Below are 20,406 nucleotides of genomic sequence, written 5' to 3' on the forward strand. Positions count from 1 at the left end.
GGCAACTATTATTATGCTTTCCATCCCTTCATGGCGTGGCGTGTCAATGCAAAAGTTTCTTTTCCTTCTACTACTGCTGGTATTACTGGGTCCGCTGGGCATCGATCTTTATCTACCCGTTATCCCCCTCATCGCCCACGGCCTCCAGACCGACGAATCGCTCATCCAGTCAACGATCCCGCTCTATTATTGGCGTTATGGGCCTCGGGCAACTGATTACCGGACCGCTGGTGGACTATTTTGGACGCCGTCCGCTGGCGCTGGCCGGAGTCACGCTGTATGGCGCAGGCGCCCTTCTGGCAGCGGCGGCGACCCTTCCTTGGCTCTTCGTTTTATCGCGGGTGTTGCAGGGACTGGCGGTGTGCTGCACGACCGTTGCGTTGTTCAGCTGCGTGCGTGACAGGCTGGACGATGACGATGCGGCTCGCGCCTTCAGTTTTCTTAATGGCACACTGAATATTGTGCCGGCGCTGGCGCCGATGGCGGGCGGTCTACTGGCGGCCGGTTTCGGCTGGCGCGCGCCATTTTGGGCCTTGGCCGCCTTTTCGTTGCTGGTTGGGATATTGACGGCGGTAGGCCTGGCTGAAACGCGTCCGGCTGGCACGAGGGCGTCAACCACGCTGCCATTTGTCCGCTACTGGCAGATAGCGACCCAAGGCCGTTTTATTCTGTTCGCGCTGGTGAATACGGGCGCTATGGCGATGGCGTTGACCTACGTTTCGTTATCGTCACAGGTCCTGATGGGCGAAGGCGGCCTTACGCCGCTGGGCTTTTCGATGGTATTCGGCGCGAACGGGTTTTGGATCATGCTGGCGAGCGTTATCGCCAATCGGGTGATTCGCAAAATGGGACGCCCCGTTTGTCTGACGTTCGGCACGGTATTCATGGCGCTCGGTAGTCTGATGCTGCTGTTCAGCGTCACGGCGGCGCCGGCGAGCTGGCAGACCCATTGGCTGAGTTATATGTTACCCGTCGCCCCGCTTGTGCCGGACTGGCGTTTTTAATGGAGCCCGCCACCAGCTATGCGCTCGAGCCGTTCGCCGAGGAGGCGGGCGTGGCGTCAGCGCTGAATGGTTTTGTGCAGATGGCCGGCGCGGCCGCGGTCAGCCTGTCGATGATGGCGCGGCCGCTGGCGCCACGCCAGGTGCTGGCGCTGGTGATGCTATTGGGGACGGTATTTGCTTTCGCGGCCCGGCTGCGCGCGCGCCACAGCGCGCCACGATTGACCCGGTTGCGCCCGTAACCTTCTCCCGGCATTTCGCGGCCGCGGCACGGGTTAGCGGAGCTGGACCGTCACCCGCGGCGCCAGCGCGCTCATGAGTTCATAGCCCAGGGTACCGGCGGCGGCGGCGACCTCATCGATTTTGACGTGATCCCCCCAAAGTTCGACCTTAGCGCCAATACGCGCCTGTGGACAAGGCTGCAAGTCCACCATAAGCATATCCATGGAAACCGCGCCCAGAGTGCGCGTTCTGACGCCGTCGACCCAAACCGGCGTCCCGGTGGGCGCGTGGCGCGGATAGCCATCGGCGTAACCGCAGGCGACAACGCCGACCCGCTGCGTCTCGCTTAGCCGGTGGCGACCGCCGTAACCGATGCGTCCCCCGGCGGGCACCGACTGCACGGCAATCAATTCGCTTTCTAACGTCATTACCGGCCGCAAACCGCTGGCGGCGATGTCTTGCCAGTCGCCACTCGGGGAGGCGCCATAAAGAATAATGCCGGGCCGGACCCATTGCCCATGGGTCTTAGGATGCCATAAAGTCGCGGCGGAATTCGCCAGACAGCGCGGGCCCGTCAGCCCATCGCCGGCGCGCGCCACTACCGCCATTTGCGCCTCGACCCCTTCCGGCATGTCGGCATAAGCGAAATGGGTCATCAAGGTCAGCGTCGCCACCTGCTTTAGCTCGCTTAGCGCTTGCCAGGCACCGGGCAGCGCCCGATCGCTGAAGCCCAGCCGATTCATGCCGCTGTTCAGTTTGAGGTAAATATCCAGCGGCGCACGCGGGGTCATGCGCCGCAGGGCGTCGATCTGCCAGTCGCTGTGAACAGCGGTGGTCAATCGATAGCGATCGATTTCCTCCAAATCAGCCGGCTGAAAAAATCCCTCCAGCAGTAAAATGGGGCCGCGCCAGCCCTTCTTCCGCAGCACGACCGCCTCATTCAGATCCAGCAGCGTAAAACCGTCCGTCTGCTGCAACCCCTGCCAAACGGCGCTCAGGCCATGGCCATAGCCATTGGCTTTGACCACCGACCACACGCGCGATTGCGGCGCATGGCGGCGGACAATGGTTAAATTTGACGCCAGCGCAGCTAAATCCACCATAGCGACAATCGGACGTGGCATGAAAACAGCTCCTTACCTCTCAAGAAACGGCCGCGCGAGGCGGCCTCAGATCCGTCGCGCAACGGCGACGGCATCAAATCCAGGCGCATAACGCGCGACGGACAGATCGTCATAACGAATTTCCGGCACCCGCACGCTGATAATATCCGCCAGTAATCGTCCCGAGCCACACGCCATTGTCCAGCCCAGCGTACCGTGACCGGTATTCAGATACAGGATGTTAAGCGCCGTGGCACCCACCAGCGGCGTGCCGTCCGGCGTCATCGGCCTCAGGCCGGTCCAGAACATCGCTTGCTCAATATGGCCGCCGGTGGGAAATAAATCGCGCACCACGGTCTCCAGGGTCAGCCGGCATTTCGACGGCAGCTCGGTATTGAAGCCGGCAATTTCCGCCATTCCTCCCACCCGAATACGCCGATCGAAGCGGGTGATCGCCACTTTATAGGTTTCGTCCAGCACGGTGGATACCGGCGCGCCCTGCTCATCCGCCAACGGGATCGTTAACGAATACCCCTTCAACGGATAAACCGGAATAGAGGCCACATCTTTTAGCATGGCGGTGGAATATGACCCCAACGCCATCACATAGGCATCGCCGTGCACGATTTCCCGGCCGCAGCTTACGCCGTCAATGCGGTTGCCATTGCGCACCAGCGCGTCGATTTGACAGTTATAACGAAATGCGACGCCCTTTTCCGCCGCCATGGCGGCAAGGTGGCGGGTAAATAATTGGCAATCGCCGGTTTCATCGTTCGGCAAGCGTAAACCACCGGAGAGCTTATGGGCTACGCCGGCCAGCGCTGGCTCGACATTGGCCAATTGGTTGGCCTCCAGAAGCGAATAAGGTACGCCTTCAGCGCGCAGTACCGCAATATCTCTCTGGGCGTTGGCGAATTGCTTATCGGTGCAGAACAACTACAGCGTTCCTCCCTGACGGCCTTCATAGCTGATACCGGTTTCGCCGCGCAACGCTTTCAAACAATCGCGACTGTATTCCGCCAGCCGCACCATGCGGCTTTTATTAATATAATAATGTCTACTATCGCAATTGCGCAGCATTTGCCACATCCAGCGCAGTTGCTCCGCATCGGCATGCCATCTGACGGCCAGCGGCGCGTGGCGCTGAAACATCCACTTAATGGCTTTGAGCGGCACTCCCGGCGCGGCCCAGGGCGCAGAATACCCGGGCGATATTTGGCCGGCATTGTTTGCGCTGGTTTCCAGCGCCGGACCGGGCTGGCGATCGAGCACGGTGACCTGATGCCCCTGCTGAGCCAAATACCAGGCCGACGTCACGCCTATCACGCCACTGCCTAACACAATTACCTGCATGATTGTCTTGCCTTATACCCACATCCGCCACAGCATAAAATGCGGGCGTAGGAAAGATGATGAGAAAGATGCACCGCGAGCGTCAATAACGCCAACCGGAGAGTTATTTACATTTTATTAAATACTTTGCCGCGAGGCTAATTCAATAGCAAAATGAAAAAACTGATTTAATCATTTAAAGTGATAATAAGCCTAGAAAATCAGCATTAACCTCTCAACTCTCATCATTCTACAGCACAAAAAACGTCGCCATTCCCGCGTCATGCCCACGACGCGCTGATAAGGGCGAGTCTTGCGATAAGCAGGTAATAGGGTTTAACGCGTCAGACAGCGGATAATGCCCTGCCGGCATCCTGCCAGAGACTTTCCCACGCCTGTGCCTCACAACATGATAGCACGGCGCGTACGGCGCGTTGTACAGGGGCCACACGCCAGCGGCGCGGTGCTGCGCACGGTGTTAGAAGTAGGCATCCGTACTCCCGTTCGCACTCGGCTCCCAGGGCGCGCGCCAGCATTAAGGTTCCGGGCGCGATTTCACAGGTGCGCCTGTTGCCCTTCCGACGTTCGGTCATGTCTGCCCGGCAGGCTATCGTGGCTAAGGCGCTTGGTTCCCGCGCGGGCTCGCCGCCGACACCCTGTGCGGCCGGGCCCCTGCTAGCGGCGCTTGGCTCCTAGCCCGTCGCGCGTTCTAAATAGAGAGGCGTCCAGGCGCGAAGGTGCCTTAGCGCATCCTCCGCGATTTTCATCTTGCGCTAGGATTAATAATAAGACAGCATGATCTCGTGCTGTCTGTAACGATGAGGTGCGCTGATGACGATTTCTATTGATGAACGATCACGCTCTGCCACATGTCTTAGCGATGGACCGGATTGGACATTTGAACTGCTCCAGCAATATCTCGATGAAATTGACCGGGTAGCCAAACATTATCGGCTGAATACCTACCCCCATCAAATAGAAGTCATCACTTCCGAACAGATGATGGACGCCTATTCCAGCGTGGGGATGCCTATCAATATTACACCCACTGGTCATTTGGCAAAAAGTTTATCGAAACCGAGCAGCGCTATAAGCACGGTCAGCAGGGGCTGGCCTATGAGATTGTGATCAATTCCAATCCTTGTATCGCCTACCTTATGGAAGAGAATACCATGCCCATGCAGGCGCTGGTCATGGCTCACGCCTGTTACGAGCACAATTCGTTTTTCAAAAACAATTACCTTTTCCGCAGTTGGACCGATGCCAGCTCTATCGTTGACTACCTGATTTTCGCCCGCAACTATATTACCAAATGCGAAGAGCGCTATGGCGTTGAACAGGTGGAGCAATTATTGGACTCCTGCCATGCGCTGATGAATCACGACGTCGACCGTTACAAACGCCCGCAAAAAATCTCGCTGCAGGAAGAAAAATCCCGCCAAAAGAGCCGGGAAGAGTATTTGCAAAGCCAGGTCAACGAACTGTGGCGCACGCTACCGCGCAGGGAAAAAGAGGAAGTGACGGAACAGCGTTTGCGCTACCCCCAGGAGCCGCAGGAAAACCTGCTGTATTTCATGGAAAAAAACGCGCCGCTGCTCGAACCCTGGCAACGGGAAATATTGCGTATCGTGCGCAAAGTCAACCAGTATTTCTATCCGCAAAAACAGACCCTGGTCATGAACGAAGGCTGGGCCACTTTCTGGCACTATACCATCCTCAATCACTTGTATGATGAAGGTAAAGTCAGCGATAGGTTTATGCTGGAATTCCTGCATAGTCATACCAATGTGGTCTATCAGCCGCCCTATAACAGCATCATCAACCCCTATGCGCTGGGTTTTGCCATGTTCCAGGATATAAAGCGCATCTGCCAATCGCCCACGGAGGAAGAAGACCGCCGCTGGTTCCCCGATATCGCCGGCAGCGATTGGCTGGAAACGGTGCATTTCGCCATGTACAACTTTAAAGACGAAAGCTTTATTAGTCAATTCCTATCGCCGAAGGTGATGCGAGATTTTCGCCTGTTTACGGTACTCGACGACGATCACAACAACTATCTGGAAATCGCGGCCATCCATAACGAAGAAGGGTATCAGGCAATACGCCAGGAGCTCTCTTCCCAGTACAATTTGAGCAATCTGGAGCCGGATATTCAGATTCGGAATGTGGATTTGCGCGGCGATCGGTCGCTGACGCTGCGTTACACGCCGCAAAACCGCGCGCCGCTGGCCTGGCGAAAAGCCGCCGCGAAGTGATGAAGCATATTCATCGGTTATGGAGCTTTGACGTCTATATGGAGCAGGTGAACGACGGGGGCAATATCGAGCTTATCGAACGCTGTCCGCCGCGCCAGCCGCCGCTCTGATGCCTTCCAAAGGGCCGCCGTCCATCCCAGGGCGGCGCCTTCGCCGAGGTCAAATTCCCACGATATCTTTAGGCATCGCGGATTGCATGGCGCCCCAAATATCCCGGCTCTCATTACCGTAGCGGCGCACCAACTCCATGACCTGATCATATAGCCCCGCGCGGCATAGCGTCGCCAGCTGGCTATAGAAATTGCGCGCCAGTTCGCGGGCCTGCGGATTAGTAAAATAATAGCGCCCCGCCCGTAAATAAAGCCCCTTCAGGCCGTTAAAAATGAGGCCGTAGATAGGATTGCCTGAGGCAAACGCCAGGCCGTGGAAAATGCGGTAATCCAATTCGGTGAAGGCATCAGCCTTATCCGCTTCCGCCTTATCGTCCACCGCCGCAGCCTGTGAGAGCACCGCCTGTGCTTTATCAGGATACAGCGACACCGCCAGACGAATGAAAATCGCGGCGATGTTGGTGCGCACCGAGAGCAAATTATCAATGAGCTGAGGCACGCTGTCATGATCAAGCCGCGCCAGCGTCTCCAGGATATTCAAACCGGACGTTTCCCATACATTATTCACCCGGGTCGGCTTGCCGTGCTGGATTTTAAGCCAGCCGTCACGGGCCAGTCGCTGCAGTACCTCCCGCAGCGTGGTGCGGGTGACACCTATCAGATCGGAAAGCTCCCGCTCCGCAGGCAGGATGGAGCCAGGCGGAAAGCGATTGTTCCAGATGCTTTCAATCAGAAATTCTTCCGCGAAACCGGCAGGACTTTGCGCCTTGATGACCATATTCGTTTGTTCCATAGCAACTCTAACAATTCACATGCCTCTCACCCTCCCTTGCGAGCGGGCGCGGGGTGACTTCATCATGAACAAGCGAGTTAGTTTACCTTGCCCGCTGCCGGCAGACTATAACCCATCTCCCGCTTATGACTATCGGCAGCCAAAAGGACCTTTTTTCCGCGCCGTACACGTGGGGTAACTTCAATAATAGTAAAACGGCGCGGGCTCTGGTATGCCGCCGACGGAAAAGTCGCTGGTGTCTGTTGTTTTTTGATTTAGAATGCTCGTTTCACGCCACTTATAACTGCTCTGGACAACCCTCTATGTTGCAATCGTTAAACCGCTGCTCCAAAAATCGTGCAGCCTGGTTACTATTGGCACTGACCGCCTTCGCGCTGGAACTGGTTGCGCTCTACTTTCAGCATGTATTGCTGTTTAAACCCTGCGTCCTGTGTATTTATCAACGTTGCGCCCTCTACGGCGTCGTTGCCGCCGGTCTGGTAAGCGCCATCGCGCCCGCCACGCCGCTGCGTTTCGCCGGTCTGGCGATTTGGCTGTACAGCGCCTGGCAAGGCCTGCTGCTGGCAATGAAGCATACCGATATCCAACTTCATCCATCCCCCTTCGTCACCTGCGACTTTTTCGTGAATTTCCCCGCCTGGCTGCCGCTGGACAAGTGGCTGCCGTCGGTCTTCAGCGCCAGCGGCGATTGCGCCGTTCGCCAATGGCATTTCCTGTCGCTGGAGATGCCACAATGGATGATTGTCATCTTCGGCGCCTACCTGGCGGTAGCGGCGATCATTTTGCTCGCGCAATTCTTCCCTCCGCGCAAACGCGACCTCTTTTCCCGCTGATGGCGGCATGGGCGCATGACAGCGCCGCTATGCCGTCATGCGCCGACGATCGCCACGCGGCAACGATAAAATTATCCGCCTATTTATCGCCGTATGCCTAAAACAACGGCCTTATTCATTTCGTTTCCACACGGCCCCTGCGCCATTAACCGTCAAATTGAGATCGGACGCGTTTATACCCGGCGCATCCGCGCCGTCGTTACCGCTAAGAGGTTTTTCGTGCGTCGGCTTTAATAACACCCCTCTATGAGCCGGACTCTTTTTTAATGACGCTTCGCCGCACAGTGCATGACGTGCTTAGCGAAAGAGCGTCATGTTCAGCGGTTAAGCATCAACACCACTTTACTGGCTCATGGCGCGTGGAGCAATGGAAGGAGACACAAGAAGTAATAAATACCTGCCTCACCCGCACCCGATTTATTTATGACCCACAGTATTATAGTCAAAAACAATCTTAAACTGATAACAATTATTGCAATACCCTACCCGCGGCGAATAGTTTATTTTTTTCACCTTTAGGCGATGTATTTATTGCTATGCATTGCTTATGAATTGCATAAGCACGACATTAATAAGTCATTGCACAATTAATTAATGCCTGGCGTCGGCCGTTTACGTTATTGTTATCTAAAGAAGGTATGATGGCGCCAATAGTGCTTGGTTTGTTCATCTCAACTACCGAGACCATAACAAGAGGAAGAATATGAATACAATTTCAGACAGCGCGTTGAGCTTAATAAACGGGAAGACAAAATATGACCACGCCCCTCATTCAGATTCAACGTCAACAGGACGGCCCGTGTGCCAAACCCTCTTTCTGGCGTTGAGCTTTGTTGAATAAATCGAACTTTTAGGTGACTGGCGGCTCTGATCACTACATTCGTTTCAACATCAGGTCCCCATGGCAAAGCAAAAGTTTAAAATCACCAACTGGCCCGCATATAACAATGCGCTCAGGCAGCGGGGGGACCTGACAGTATGGCTTGATGAGTCAGCCATTGCTGCATGGACTGAGAGTACACCACCTGAACATCGTGGCCGGCCGCTTCACTACACCGATATGGCCATTACCACGGTTCTGATGATAAAGCGCGTGTTTAACCTTTCGCTCCGGGCGTTACAGGGTTTCGTTGACTCGATTTTTAAACTGATGGGGCTGTCGCTGCGCTGCCCAGATTACTCTCTGGTCAGCCGGCGAGCAAAAACCGTCGACATCAGCATAAAAACGCCAACCCGCGGCGAAATCTCACACCTGGTCATCGATGGCACCGGCCTGAAAATCTTCGGCGAAGGCGAATGGAAAGTCAGGCAGCATGGGGCTGAGAGGCGCAGAGTATGGCGCAAGCTTCATCTGGCAGTAGATAGCGCGACACATGAAATTATCTGTGCCGATTTATCGCTAAGCGGTACGACAGATGCGCAGGCGCTGCCCGGGCTGATTAACCAAACCCACCGGAAAATCAGGGAAGCGTCGGCTGACAGTACTTACGATACGCGTTACTGTCATGATGCTCTGCTGAGGAAAAAAATAAAGCCGCTTATCCCACCGCGAAGTGGTGCGCAATATTGGCCAGCTCGATACCATGAGCGTAACCATGCGGTGGCAAATCAGCATCTGAGCGGCAATAACGATACCTGGAAAAAGAAAGTAGGTTATCACCGGCGTTCACTGGCTGAAACGGCCATGTTCCGGTTTAAAATACTTCTGGGTGGTCATCTGAGTCTGCATGACTATGACGCGCAGGTAGGTGAGGCTATGGCAATGGTCAAAGCGCTTAACCGGATCACGTTGTTAGGAATGCCAAACAGCGTCCGCATCATGTAACAATCGCCCTGATAGGGAGGAAGTCGTCAAAAATTTCGGATTTATTCAACAAAGCGCCATACCGGCGAAACCCGGAATAATGGCGTTAAGGCGCCGCGATATCAGTAAAGTCGTGCCAAAGGCACGGAGATTGACCCGTGCGCCAGGCGACGAGCTATAGCGAAAATGCACTCTCCTCCTTATTGCGCGGGACAGCCCGACCTCATCGCGAGTGAAAGCCCCCGCGCGTGCGGCGTTTATCCTTTGGCCCAGTCAGGCTTATTCAATATGTGGTCTTCCCAGTCGACGACGTCGCTTTCCCGCACCGCAATATGGCGGACCGAAATACGCTCGCCGTGCATCGCGGCCTTTGAGCCGCTCAACAAGGGGTGCCAATGGGGCAGCGGTTTGCCTTCACTCTGCAACCGATAAGCGCAAGTGGGAGATAACCAGTCAAAGGTGGTCAGATTTTCCCGGGTCAACTTGATACAGTCCGGCTCATAGACAAATCGGTTGGCATAATGTTGACACTGGCATGTTTTTAAATTGAGTAGATTACAGGCGACATTCGTGAAATAGATTTCATCCGTATCCGCATCGATCAATTTATTCAGGCAGCAGCGCCCACAGCCATCGCACAGGGACTCCCACTCCTCATCGGACATTTCAGCCAGGGTTTTGGTCTGCCAAAAGGGGCGTTCAGGCATGGTGGTCTCCATAACGGGAATCAAGGGGGCGTTATATAATGCTTTCCCCCCCGCATGCAACTTTTTTCGGCGCAGGATCAGGCGCGACGACAAGCGGCCGGGCGTAAAATCAAACGCTAAATTATCCGCGTGCTCAATTGATGCTGATTCAGACTTACCGTGAGCGCATAGCCGGGCTTAAGCGCTGCGACCCCTTCTGGCGTACCCGTCAGTACAATATCGCCGGGACGCAAGGTAAAGAAACGGCTCATATACGCAATGAGCGGCAGGATGGGATGGATCATGTCGCGGGTATTGCCCGTTTGCCGAACCTGATCGTTAACCGTTAGCGTCAAATCCGCCTGTTGCTGGTTCCGGTCACATCCGATCACTGATTCCGATTTCACCCGATCACTAATTCTGATTTCATCCGATCACTGATTCCGGTCGCCCGATCAGCGATTCCGATTTTGTCCGATCGCTCATCTTCTGTTCCGCCATACTCTGGAGACTTTTAGCTTCCGGGGGCATGGCATGGCACGTAAAAAGAAGAAAGCGAGAACAGAAATGTGCATCTATATTAATGTGTTACGTATGAAATTCGAGCAGCGTCGCTCGAATCGCACTATCGCAGCAGCGCTCGGCATAGGCTGTACTACCGTGCACGATATCCTCGGCCGATTCACGGTAGCTAACCTGGTCTGGCCATTGCCGGCGGAACTGTCCCCCGTCGACCTCGACCGCCTGCTCTATCCCGGCAAATCCGGAAAAGTTATCAATACATTACCCAGCTGGCTTGATATCGATACCGAGTTAAGCCGCAAGGGCATGACCAAGCAGCTGCTCTGGATTGAATATCAGTCCGCCGTGGGCGGTGATGCCCTCGGTTACTCACAGTTTTGTGCACTGTTCCGTGACTGGAAAAAGAAGCAGCGGCGTTCCATGCGCATGGAGCACAAGGCTGGCGAAAAGCTCTTCATCGACTTCTGTGGCCCCACCGTACCTATCGTCAACCCTGCGACCGGTAGCGTACGCCAGGTCGCTATCTTCGTCGCTGCCATGGGCGTGTCAGGCTATGCGTATATCGAAGCCTGCGAAGGCCAGGACATGGCATCGTGGCTCAACGCCAATAGCCGCTGCCTGCACTTCATGGGTGGGGTTCCGGAGCTGATGATACCTGATAATCTGCGCAGCGCTGTCAGCACCCCTGACCGCTATGAGCCGGTCATAAACCAGAGCTACCAGGCGCTGGCAAATCACTATGAGACAGTGGTGCTACCGGCGCGCCCGAGAAAACCGAAAGACAAGGCGAAGGCAGAATCAACTGTGCAGCTGGTAGAACGCTGGGTTTTGGCCCGGTTGCGTAAACGTAGGTTCTACTCGCTGGCCGAACTCAACCAGGTGATACGAGAACTCAATCATGAGTTGAATCTGCGCCCGATGCGTCATTACGGCGGACAAAGTCGCCTTGAACGCTTCGAGCAGCTGGACAAACCGGCTCTTGGGCCTCTACCGCCCACACAATGGGAATACAGTGAGTATCTCGTTGCCCGAGTGGGACCTGATTACCACATAGACTACGGAAAAAACTGGTACTCGGTGCCGCATCCGCTGGTTGGCGAGCGCGTTGACGTCATCGCCACCCAACGGCTGGTGCAAATCCACCATAAGGGCGTCTGCGTGGCTACGCACCCTCGAAGCGATAACGCCTATAGGCACACGACTCAGGCGGCGCACATGCCGGCTAACCATAAGGGGCAGAGTCAATGGACGCCGGAAAGGCTGTGCAGTTGGGCGCTGTCGGTGGGTGTGTGCACACTGAAAGTGGTCGAGTCCATCCAAAAGAGCAAAGCCCATCCGGAGCAGGCTTACCGCTCCGTGCTGGGGCTACTCAATCTGCAACGGCGCTATGAGACGACGCGACTGGAGAAGGCCTGCGCGCTGGCGTTGGAAAAAGGATGCATTAACCGCTCTTTCATAGCCAACGTATTGAAACACGGTCGTGAAAGTGAGGTCACCCAGGACGGAGCCGGCGTATCAATGCTGGTTCACGAAAACCTCCGAGGTCCGGACAGTTATCACTAAGGAGAATAAATATGGATACACTGTTAATGGCTATGCGAGAACTGAAGTTGTCGGCAATGGTCCAGGCGTTGGAGACGCAACGCGAACTCCCGGGGAGTTATGGGGAGCTGGGGTTCGAGGAGCGGTTGTCGCTTATGGTAGAATCGGAAAATTTGCATAAAAAAAACAACCACATATGCCGTCTGCGACGGCAATCGCAAATGCGCTTGCAGGCAAAACCGGAAGATATCCGCTATATCCCTAGCCGAGGAGTGACACCGGAACAGATGCGAGATCTGCTAGGGGGACAATATCTGAAATATCAGAAAAGCATACTCATCACGGGGCCGACAGGTACGGGCAAAACCTGGCTCAATTATGCGCTTGGTGAGCAGGCATGCCGGCAGCAATATAGCGTGCGTTACTGGCGAGTGGGTCGGTTGCTGGCCCATCTTCACCAGTGTCAGGTAGACGGGACCTATCTAAAACAGCTTAAGCAGTTAGAAAAAATAGAGTTACTGATCTTGGACGACGTGGGCCTAGAATCAATAAGTCCGATGCAGGCAACGATGCTGTTGGAGGTGATGGAAGATCGCTACGACAAAAGCAGCAGCATCCTGATCAGTCAACTGCCGGTGAAAAAATGGTATGGACTGATAGAAAACCCCACGACAGCTGACGCGTTACTCGATCGGTTAGTACACCCCAGCTATAGACTGGAACTTAAAGGCGAATCACTACGCAAAGAGCAAGGAGTAGCCAGCACAGGAAAAATAGACTAAACCCGAGTCAGAAGATGAGCGAACACGTGATCGAATATCACTGGAATGGGTGATCGGAAAATATCGGAATAACTGATCGGATGTCGCCGGAACAGCTGATCGGATACGTCGGAATCTGCGAGGCCTGTTTAGAAATTTGTGTATTTGCCTGATTTTGATATGTTCAATCCAACATCAAAAACAGGTTAATTTATGGACGAAAAACAGTTGCAGGCTCTGGCTAACGAACTGGCCAAAAATCTCAAAACCCCTGAAGATCTCAGTCACTTCGATCGGCTGCTGAAAAAAATCAGCGTCGAAGCAGCTCTCAATGCCGAAATGACCCATCACCTCGGCTACGATAAAAATCAGCCTAAACCGGGGACCAACGCCCGCAACGGCTATTCCACAAAAACCGTTACCACTGGCGATGGCCCGCTGGCGCTGCGTACTCCGCGCGATCGTGACGGTTCCTTTGAACCGCAACTGGTGAAGAAGAACCAGACCCGGATTACCGGGATGGATAACCAGATTTTATCGTTGTACGCCAAAGGGATGACCACCCGCGAGATCGCCGCCGCGTTCAAAGAGCTGTATGACGCCGATGTCTCGCCGGCGCTGGTCTCAAAGGTCACCGATGCGGTCATGGAGCAGGTTGTCGAATGGCAAAACCAGCCTCTGGATGCAATCTATCCCATTGTTTATCTTGACTGTATCGTTCTAAAAGTCCGGCAGGACAGCCGCATCATCAACAAATCTGTGTTCCTGGCGCTGGGCATCAACATCGAAGGCCAGAAAGAGTTGCTAGGTATGTGGCTGGCCGAAAATGAAGGTGTAAAGTTCTGGCTGAACGTGCTGACAGAGCTGAAAAACCGCGGCCTGAACGATATCCTTATCGCCTGCGTAGACGGGCTGAAAGGTTTCCCTGGCGCTATTAACGCGGTGTATCCGGAGGCGCGGCTCCAGCTGTGTATCGTGCATATGGTGCGCAACAGCCTGCGGTTCGTCTCCTGGAAGGACTACAAGGCCGTCACCCGCGACCTGAAAGCTTATCTATCAGGCCCCTACGGAAGAAGCCGGCTTGCAGGCGCTGGAAGCGTTCTCCAGTGCCTGGGACATCCGCTACCCGCAAATAAGTCGAAGCTGGCAGGCAAACTAGGCCAATCTGGCCACGTTCTTTGCCTACCCAACGGACATCCGCAAGGTGATCTACACGACCAACGCCATCGAGTCGTTAAACAGCGTGATCCGGCATGCCATCAAAAAGCGCAAGGTGTTCCCGACCGACGACGCAGTGAAAAAGGTGGTGTGGCTGGCGATACAGGCGGCCTCACAGAAATGGACAATGCCTTTGAGGGACTGGCGCATGGCAATGAGCCGCTTTATTATCGAGTTCGGTGACCGCCTGGACGGTCACTTCTGAGAAAAGGCATTTACACAGAATCGTGTACAGGGTCGAATCTGCACCTGTTGGGGATCGCCGAATTCCGCTGCCGGAATAAACCCCGAAATCGGACAGGCGCCATCAAAACCTTTCGCTTTCTCCCAGGGCTGCCCTGCTTTTTTGAACTGCGCCTGCAGATCTCGCAGCGTTAAATCCAGCGCCACGCCCACGCCGGCGATACCCTGAGCGACCTGCTGCTCGTTAGCCTGTTTTAACGGCGCGCCAATCAAAATAGCCAGCTCTACCTCATGATGCACTTCCCCCCGATCGGTAGGAATCACGATAGGTTGATGAATATCGCACAGCGCGGTCTCGGGCTTGATGAATAGCACCGGTTCGCTGGGGGTGGCGCTGCCCATTTCTTTGATATGATTACGGTAGTTGCTGCCGACGCACACCACCTTGCTGACCGAAAAATCCAACAGTGAGCCCTGCCAATTTCTATGCTGATACATTGCTCTCTCCTGCAATCGTTAACACTCTGTTTACTTGTTTAACGCTGTTATCATACGCCAGACGACGCAAAGGGGTAGCCCCACGGCACATTTCTTCCACCGTCGTAGGCGGCAGGGTGCCGACGTGGGCTTCATGGTGGCGACGTGGGGGCATGGTGCCGACGTGGGCGACAGGGTGCCGTCGTGGCGGTGATGCTATGGCGTTAGCGGCAGACCCTGCGCGACCCTGGCCGATGACCTCAGCTTCATATTGGCTGAAGACGCGTTGGCGCCTAAGGCTTTTCCTTCGTTAAGGGAATATCGAAAGCGCCGTCGCAGTGTGCAAACTGTCGCCCAAACGGCAACCGGTTTGTCACCCCCGAGCATGACGACCAAAGCGCTTTGCCCTGCGTGAACAGAGAAAGCAGGAGGTGGAGCAACAGCACACGTGACAGCGTCACACATGGTGCGCCAATTACGCCATCGGGGGCGTGGGACAGGGGATAGTGGCAAATGGGCTCATACCCGCCAAAGGTTCACATCGCGCGCGGGCGTATGGCATAGCGCGGCTGCCGCCGTTGGCTTAACTTACAGAATCGCCAATGGGATAATTGATTCAGCCCTGCGAGTGCGGCGCCGGTAATTCCGCCGCGCGAACCTATGGGTTAATGATCAGGCTTTTTTTCGGCGAGATGATGCTGGGTCAATAAATTTTCCACCGGCGGGGGGACTTGCAGATAGAAGCCCTGCTCTTTAAGTAATTCTTTTACTTTTCCTATATCCGCGGAAACGAGTTTTTTGCTACCGTCTAAGGGTAAAATCATTGAGAATAGCGGTTTGCCGAAGTGCGCCATTAAGTCGGCCGGGACGCGGGTAAAATCCTCTCTTCTTTCGACAAAAAGATAGGTTTGATCCTGTTTTGAACTTCGATAGATCACACAAAACATATTTTTTACTCTATTTCCGTGGTCTAGTGTCTTGCCTGTATATAGCGGTAACTATAACATGCATGCAGTACTTCGGAATATCGCCTCCCGTGACGAATCGGGAAATTACACGTGCTCAGACTGAGTCAGAATAGATGTCGCAAACGCCAATTGAGTTGAAAGGCAGTAATTTTACTTTATCGGTAATTCATGTGCATGATGCGCAGCCAGAAGAAATCCGTCGGGCGATAGATGAAAAAGTTGAACAAGCACCTGGATTTTTACAAGATGCGCCGGTTGTCATCAACGTCGCCGGCCTCAGTCGCGACACGCCCTGGGAGGCGCTGTCACAGGCGGTGCTGGCGACCGGCCTGCATGTGGTCGGCGTCAGCGGCTGTCGCGACGCGAAACTGAAACAGGCGATCGTTCGCAGCGGGCTGCCGCTGCTGACCGAAGGCAAAGCGCCAAAGCGCAGCGTCGCCGAGGCGCCCGCGCCGGCGGCGGTCAAAACGCGGCTTATCAACACGCCGGTGCGCTCCGGGCAGCAAATTTACGCCCGCAACAGCGATTTGATTGTCACCAGCAGCGTTAGCGCCGGCGCCGAACTTATTGCCGATGGCAATATCCATATTTATGGCATGATGCGGGGCCGCGCGCTGGCCGGTGCGTCGGGCGACGGAGAGTGCCAGATTTTCTGTACCCATCTCTCCCCGGAGCTCGTATCCATCGCCGGTCAGTATTGGCTGAGCGATCAAATTCCGGCCGAATTTTCAGGCAAAGCCGCGCAGTTATGTCTGCAGGACGGCACGCTTACCATTCATCCTTTAATTTAGCCCTTGACAAGGAATCCATTTATGGCACGCATTATAGTTGTTACTTCGGGTAAAGGGGGCGTTGGCAAGACCACATCGAGCGCGGCCATCGCTACCGGTTTAGCCCGCAAAGGAAAGAAAACCGTGGTGATCGATTTCGATATCGGCCTGCGAAACCTCGATTTGATCATGGGCTGTGAGCGCCGGGTGGTCTATGACTTCGTCAATGTCATCCAGAGTGATGCCAAGCTGAATCAAGCGCTGATAAAAGATAAGCGGACCGAGAACTTATATATTCTGCCTGCCTCGCAGACGCGGGATAAAGATGCCTTGACCCGCGACGGCGTAGAAAAGGTATTGAATGATCTCAGCACGATGGAATTCGATTTTGTCGTTTGCGATTCACCGGCCGGTATTGAAACCGGTGCCTTAATGGCGCTGTATTTTGCCGATGAAGCGATTATCACTACCAATCCGGAAGTGTCGTCGGTGCGCGACTCCGACCGTATTCTGGGCATTCTTTCGTCCAAATCGCGCCGAGCCGAAAGCGGTCAAGACCCCATTAAAGAGCATCTGCTACTGACCCGTTACAATCCGGGACGCGTCAGCCGCGGCGACATGCTCAGTATGGAAGATGTGATTGAAATTCTACGCATTCCTCTGGTAGGTGTGATCCCCGAGGATCAATCGGTGTTGCGGGCTTCCAACCAGGGAGAGCCGGTAATTCTCGATGAGGAGTCTGATGCTGGCCAGGCCTATTCAGATATGGTTGATCGCCTGTTAGGAGAAGAACGTCCCTTCCGCTTCATCGAAGAAGAGAAGAAGGGATTCCTGAAACGCCTGTTTGGGGGATAAACCATGGCATTACTTGACTTTTTTCTCTCCCGTAAAAAAACGACAGCCAATATAGCCAAGGAACGGCTGCAGATCATCGTTGCCGAGCGGCGCAGAGGCGATAACGAGCCGCATTATCTGCCGCAGCTGAAACGCGACCTGCTTGAGGTCATCAGTAAATATGTGCAAATCGACCCCGAAATGCTTTCGGTTCAATTGGAGAAGAAGGATGGGGATATCTCCATCCTGGAGCTGAACGTAACGCTGCCGGAAACGGAAGAAAGCACCAAATGAACGCCGCCGCTCTTCCGCCTCCTGCCTGACGGCAGGAGGCTCGCGGCCTCATGGGCCAGCCACGCCATTGACTCCACCCGCCGCTTAAGAGCGCGTTTCGCTTTCGTCCTGGGATAACAACGCCAGCAATTGCGCGCCGAACAGCGCTCCCCGCCAGCCGCTTATCAATTCCGGCTGCCGCGCAGTGGGAGTCAGCCCCCAAACCACGCTGATTAACTGGTTTATCTGACGCCGGGACGCCAACAACTCACTGCTCAGCCCCGTCTTGTTAGCCGTCAGTTGTATCTGCTCTTTCAACGCTTTAAGCGTCTGGCGATATCCGGGACGATCGATAAGATTGAGTACCGGCGGAGGCAACGCTTCGTCCGACAGCGCCTGAGCCTCCTGCACCCGCGCCAGCAGCGCCCGGCCGTGGAAGCGGATTTCGGGTCCGCTGAGGCCAAGCTGCTCCAGCTCGCCAAGGGATCCCGGCATATAGCGCGCCACCTGCCAGAGATTTTCTTCACGAACAACGAAATTGACCGCCATATCGCGCTCGCGGGCCTTATTCAGGCGCCAGCTGGCCAGCCGTTGTAGGCACGCAAGCTGACGCGTGCGCAGCTGCCAGGCGTTAGCGATATCTCGACAGGCTAATTCAGGATCGGTGACGTCCTGACGCCGTTGACAAAGGGCCGCGCATTCCTGGCTGGCCTGCGACCACCATCCCGCCTGTTGCGTTTGCGCTATTAGCTTATGCGCCATCGGCAAGAGCCAGTAAACATCAGCGGCGGCATAATCACACTGCCTGTCGCTGAGCGGCCGCGCGAGCCAGTCGGTGCGAGATTCCGTTTTATCTAGCGTGACCTGCAACGTTTCCGCCACCAGCGCGGCGAATCCGCAGGAAAGCGCGCGGCCGGTAAACGCTGCCAGCACTTGGGTATCGATCATCGGTTCCGGCATCTGACCAAAGCGATGCCAGAACACTTCCAGGTCTTCTCTGGAGGCATGCAGCAATTTAGTGACCTGTTGATCCGCCAGAAGAGCAATGAAGGGCTGCCAATCGGTAATCGCCAGCGGATCGATAAGCGTCAGCGCGTCACCGTCATATAACTGAATCAGGCCCAGTTGGGGATAGTAGGTGCGGGTACGCACAAATTCGGTATCTACCGCTACCCACGAAAATGCTGACGGGCCTGCTGACATCTGTCGTGAAAAGCCTGATCCGTGGTAATTAATTGATAATCCAATACTGCACTCTCTTTTTGCGCGTATGTTAAGAAAAAGTTAGTCCACCAAGACGGTGTCTACCCGCGTATCACCGTAGTAAGCACCCCATGCCGGACCGTAACCGGGCCCCCACGGCGATCCATAGCGGTAGTCCCAACCCCAGGGTCCGAGCGGCGGCCCCATGGGCGCCGACACCTCACGCACGATGCGCCAGCGTTTATAGCCGTTCACCTGCATAACCATGTAAGTGTAATCCGCTTTATCGATATGGCCCTTTTCCGTGCCGGTGATCGGTCCCACAACCGTTATCCATTGCCCTTTCAAATCGGAAGGTTCGACGAAACCGCTGATTTGAGCAATGATGCGGCCAGGGGACGGCTGGTGCATCAACGGCACCGCGCCATCATCAAGGGGTACGGTGGCGATTTCCAGCCGGGTGCGATCGGTTTCATTCGTCACTTTGACCACTTTACCGCCGAAGCGCCCTTCTTGACCGATATACAGCTGCGGCGCATTCATCACCCGCACCAAATCATCCTGCGGCGTCGGGGTCGTGCCGCGGATCGCCTCCGGTACCGTAACACACCCCGTAAGCGTTAACATCGCGGCCAGGAAAGCGACCGGCATCAGCCGGCGCAACGATACGGGTGAAGCCTGATGGCTGAACATAGTACTTTATCTCGTTAATAAACTTACTACTTTGACCCGCACCGGCCGGATAAGTTTAGCGCTCAGGCGCGGCCAGGTAATTTTTTCCATGCCACTTCATTGCGCAAATAGGTCGGTTCCGCCAGCGCGACCAGCCGAGCGCCGCCGTGGCGATAGTGATGAAGCGCTATCGGCAACATGTCCCGCGCGCTGGGCAGCAACGTTTCACCCGCGACGAGCTGCAATCCGTCATGCTGTAGCAACGTCGAATACGTTTGCCAGCCAGTGCCGGCGGTGGCCCAGCATCCGGTCAGGTCTGCGCTCAGCGCCGCCAGGGCCGCGGGCGCCGCCGCCGCTTCGCCCTCCTCCCCCAGCCAGACGCCCGCCTCTCGTCGATACGCCGCCCAGTACACTTCCCCCATGCGCGCGTCTATAGCGGTCAGCACCTGGCTAGCGCCGGTTTGACGCCAGGCGCCTTCGGCCAGCGCCGCCAGGGTGGAGACGCCGATAAGCGGCAGATCGGCGCCCAGCGCCAGCCCCTGGGCAATGCCGATGCCGATGCGCACGCCGGTAAAGCTGCCCGGGCCGCGGCCGAACGCCAGCGCATCAAGACTATCAAGCGTAATACCGGCCTCCGCCAACAGGCTGTCCACCATGGGCAGGATGCGCTGCGTGTGTTCACGGGGTGCAACGGCGAAGCGCTCCAGCAACAGCTCGTCGTCGAGCATCAGCGCGGCGGAACAGGCTTCTGTCGCGGTATCAAGGGCTAAAATGCGGGTAGACATGCCAAACCTCAGGCGGGAGTAATAAGGACTGTAACGGGCGCTTATCATAACACACCCGC

General features: G+C 55.5%; 13 protein-coding genes and 7 pseudogenes. 10 read left to right on the forward strand and 10 right to left on the reverse strand.

Features of this window, described 5'->3' with window-relative positions; genetic code table 11:
- Positions 1–46: 46 nt before the first annotated feature.
- Positions 47–1,243 (forward strand): annotated as a pseudogene (locus SOPEG_RS08790) (Bcr/CflA family efflux MFS transporter).
- A 33-nt stretch (positions 1,244–1,276) separates the two neighbouring features.
- Here the strand turns inward: SOPEG_RS08790 and dadX are convergent.
- Both dadX and SOPEG_RS08800 read right to left on the reverse strand, forming a co-directional pair.
- Positions 1,277–2,347: a catabolic alanine racemase DadX gene (gene dadX / locus SOPEG_RS08795; protein ID WP_025245055.1), complete on the reverse strand. Its 1,071-nt coding sequence runs from the start codon at positions 2,345–2,347 to the stop codon at positions 1,277–1,279.
- Positions 2,348–2,392: 45 nt separating this feature from the next.
- Positions 2,393–3,679: pseudogene (locus tag SOPEG_RS08800) on the reverse strand (D-amino acid dehydrogenase).
- An 810-nt stretch (positions 3,680–4,489) separates the two neighbouring features.
- On the opposite strand from SOPEG_RS08800, the pseudogene SOPEG_RS08805 reads away from it, so the two are divergent.
- Positions 4,490–6,023, forward strand: a pseudogene (locus SOPEG_RS08805) (SpoVR family protein).
- Between the two features lie 49 nt (positions 6,024–6,072).
- On the opposite strand, the gene fadR reads toward SOPEG_RS08805, so the two are convergent.
- Positions 6,073–6,801 (reverse strand): fatty acid metabolism transcriptional regulator FadR, encoded by a 729-nt coding sequence (gene fadR / locus SOPEG_RS08810; RefSeq protein ID WP_025245056.1) that lies wholly within the window; start codon positions 6,799–6,801, stop codon positions 6,073–6,075.
- Positions 6,802–7,118: 317 nt separating this feature from the next.
- Here fadR and dsbB point away from each other — a divergent pair, with 317 nt between their 5' ends.
- Together dsbB and SOPEG_RS08820 are read left to right on the forward strand one after the other, a co-directional pair.
- Complete coding sequence (dsbB, locus tag SOPEG_RS08815) at positions 7,119–7,649, forward strand: disulfide bond formation protein DsbB (RefSeq protein ID WP_025245057.1); 531 nt, start codon at positions 7,119–7,121, stop codon at positions 7,647–7,649.
- Between the two features lie 901 nt (positions 7,650–8,550).
- Entirely contained in the window at positions 8,551–9,474 is a 924-nt protein-coding gene (locus SOPEG_RS08820; protein ID WP_025245058.1) for an IS5-like element ISSoEn1 family transposase, read from the forward strand.
- 236 nt (positions 9,475–9,710) lie between these two features.
- Here SOPEG_RS08820 and SOPEG_RS08825 read toward each other — a convergent pair whose 3' ends face one another.
- Together SOPEG_RS08825 and SOPEG_RS08830 are read right to left on the reverse strand one after the other, a co-directional pair.
- Positions 9,711–10,160, reverse strand: a complete 450-nt coding sequence (locus SOPEG_RS08825) for a YcgN family cysteine cluster protein (protein ID WP_025245059.1) — start codon at positions 10,158–10,160, stop codon at positions 9,711–9,713.
- 116 nt (positions 10,161–10,276) lie between these two features.
- A pseudogene (locus tag SOPEG_RS08830) lies at positions 10,277–10,507 on the reverse strand (fumarylacetoacetate hydrolase family protein); the annotation flags it as partial.
- Between the two features lie 166 nt (positions 10,508–10,673).
- On the opposite strand from SOPEG_RS08830, the gene istA reads away from it, so the two are divergent.
- The 3 genes and pseudogenes from istA to SOPEG_RS08845 all read left to right on the forward strand — a co-directional run bounded on the left by istA (position 10,674) and on the right by SOPEG_RS08845 (position 14,387).
- A complete protein-coding gene (gene istA / locus SOPEG_RS08835; protein ID WP_081742964.1) occupies positions 10,674–12,224 on the forward strand; it encodes an IS21-like element ISSoEn3 family transposase in 1,551 nt (516 codons plus the stop codon).
- An 11-nt stretch (positions 12,225–12,235) separates the two neighbouring features.
- Positions 12,236–12,985, forward strand: coding sequence for an IS21-like element ISSoEn3 family helper ATPase IstB (gene istB / locus SOPEG_RS08840; protein WP_025245062.1), 750 nt, complete (start codon positions 12,236–12,238; stop codon positions 12,983–12,985).
- A 192-nt stretch (positions 12,986–13,177) separates the two neighbouring features.
- Positions 13,178–14,387 (forward strand): annotated as a pseudogene (locus tag SOPEG_RS08845) (IS256-like element ISSoEn2 family transposase).
- Between the two features lie 35 nt (positions 14,388–14,422).
- Here SOPEG_RS08845 and SOPEG_RS08850 read toward each other — a convergent pair.
- Positions 14,423–14,863: pseudogene (locus SOPEG_RS08850) on the reverse strand (fumarylacetoacetate hydrolase family protein); the annotation flags it as partial.
- Positions 14,864–15,507: 644 nt separating this feature from the next.
- Complete coding sequence (locus tag SOPEG_RS08855) at positions 15,508–15,789, reverse strand: YcgL domain-containing protein (protein ID WP_025245064.1); 282 nt, start codon at positions 15,787–15,789, stop codon at positions 15,508–15,510.
- Positions 15,790–15,923: 134 nt separating this feature from the next.
- On the opposite strand from SOPEG_RS08855, the gene minC reads away from it, so the two are divergent.
- From minC to minE, 3 genes are read left to right on the forward strand one after another with little or no spacing between them, the layout of a single operon-like run.
- Positions 15,924–16,601, forward strand: coding sequence for a septum site-determining protein MinC (minC, locus tag SOPEG_RS08860; RefSeq protein WP_025245065.1), 678 nt, complete (start codon positions 15,924–15,926; stop codon positions 16,599–16,601).
- A gap of 21 nt (positions 16,602–16,622) precedes the next feature.
- The gene (gene minD, locus SOPEG_RS08865; protein WP_025245066.1) at positions 16,623–17,435 is read left to right on the forward strand and encodes a septum site-determining protein MinD; all 813 of its coding nucleotides are present in this window, start codon (positions 16,623–16,625) and stop codon (positions 17,433–17,435) included.
- A 3-nt stretch (positions 17,436–17,438) separates the two neighbouring features.
- Positions 17,439–17,708: a cell division topological specificity factor MinE gene (minE, locus tag SOPEG_RS08870; RefSeq protein ID WP_025245067.1), complete on the forward strand. Its 270-nt coding sequence runs from the start codon at positions 17,439–17,441 to the stop codon at positions 17,706–17,708.
- An 84-nt stretch (positions 17,709–17,792) separates the two neighbouring features.
- Here minE and rnd read toward each other — a convergent pair.
- The 3 genes and pseudogenes from rnd to tsaB all read right to left on the reverse strand — a co-directional run bounded on the left by rnd (position 17,793) and on the right by tsaB (position 20,347).
- A pseudogene (rnd, locus tag SOPEG_RS08875) lies at positions 17,793–18,934 on the reverse strand (ribonuclease D).
- Between the two features lie 37 nt (positions 18,935–18,971).
- Positions 18,972–19,583, reverse strand: a complete 612-nt coding sequence (locus tag SOPEG_RS08880; protein ID WP_051419568.1) for a Slp family lipoprotein — start codon at positions 19,581–19,583, stop codon at positions 18,972–18,974.
- Between the two features lie 62 nt (positions 19,584–19,645).
- Entirely contained in the window at positions 19,646–20,347 is a 702-nt protein-coding gene (tsaB, locus tag SOPEG_RS08885; RefSeq protein ID WP_025245068.1) for a tRNA (adenosine(37)-N6)-threonylcarbamoyltransferase complex dimerization subunit type 1 TsaB, read from the reverse strand.
- Between the last annotated feature and the right edge of the window lie 59 nt (positions 20,348–20,406).

Origin of the sequence: Candidatus Sodalis pierantonius str. SOPE, from assembly GCF_000517405.1 — a bacterium.
In the GTDB taxonomy this organism is placed as follows: Bacteria; Pseudomonadota; Gammaproteobacteria; order Enterobacterales; family Enterobacteriaceae; genus Sodalis_C; species Sodalis_C pierantonii.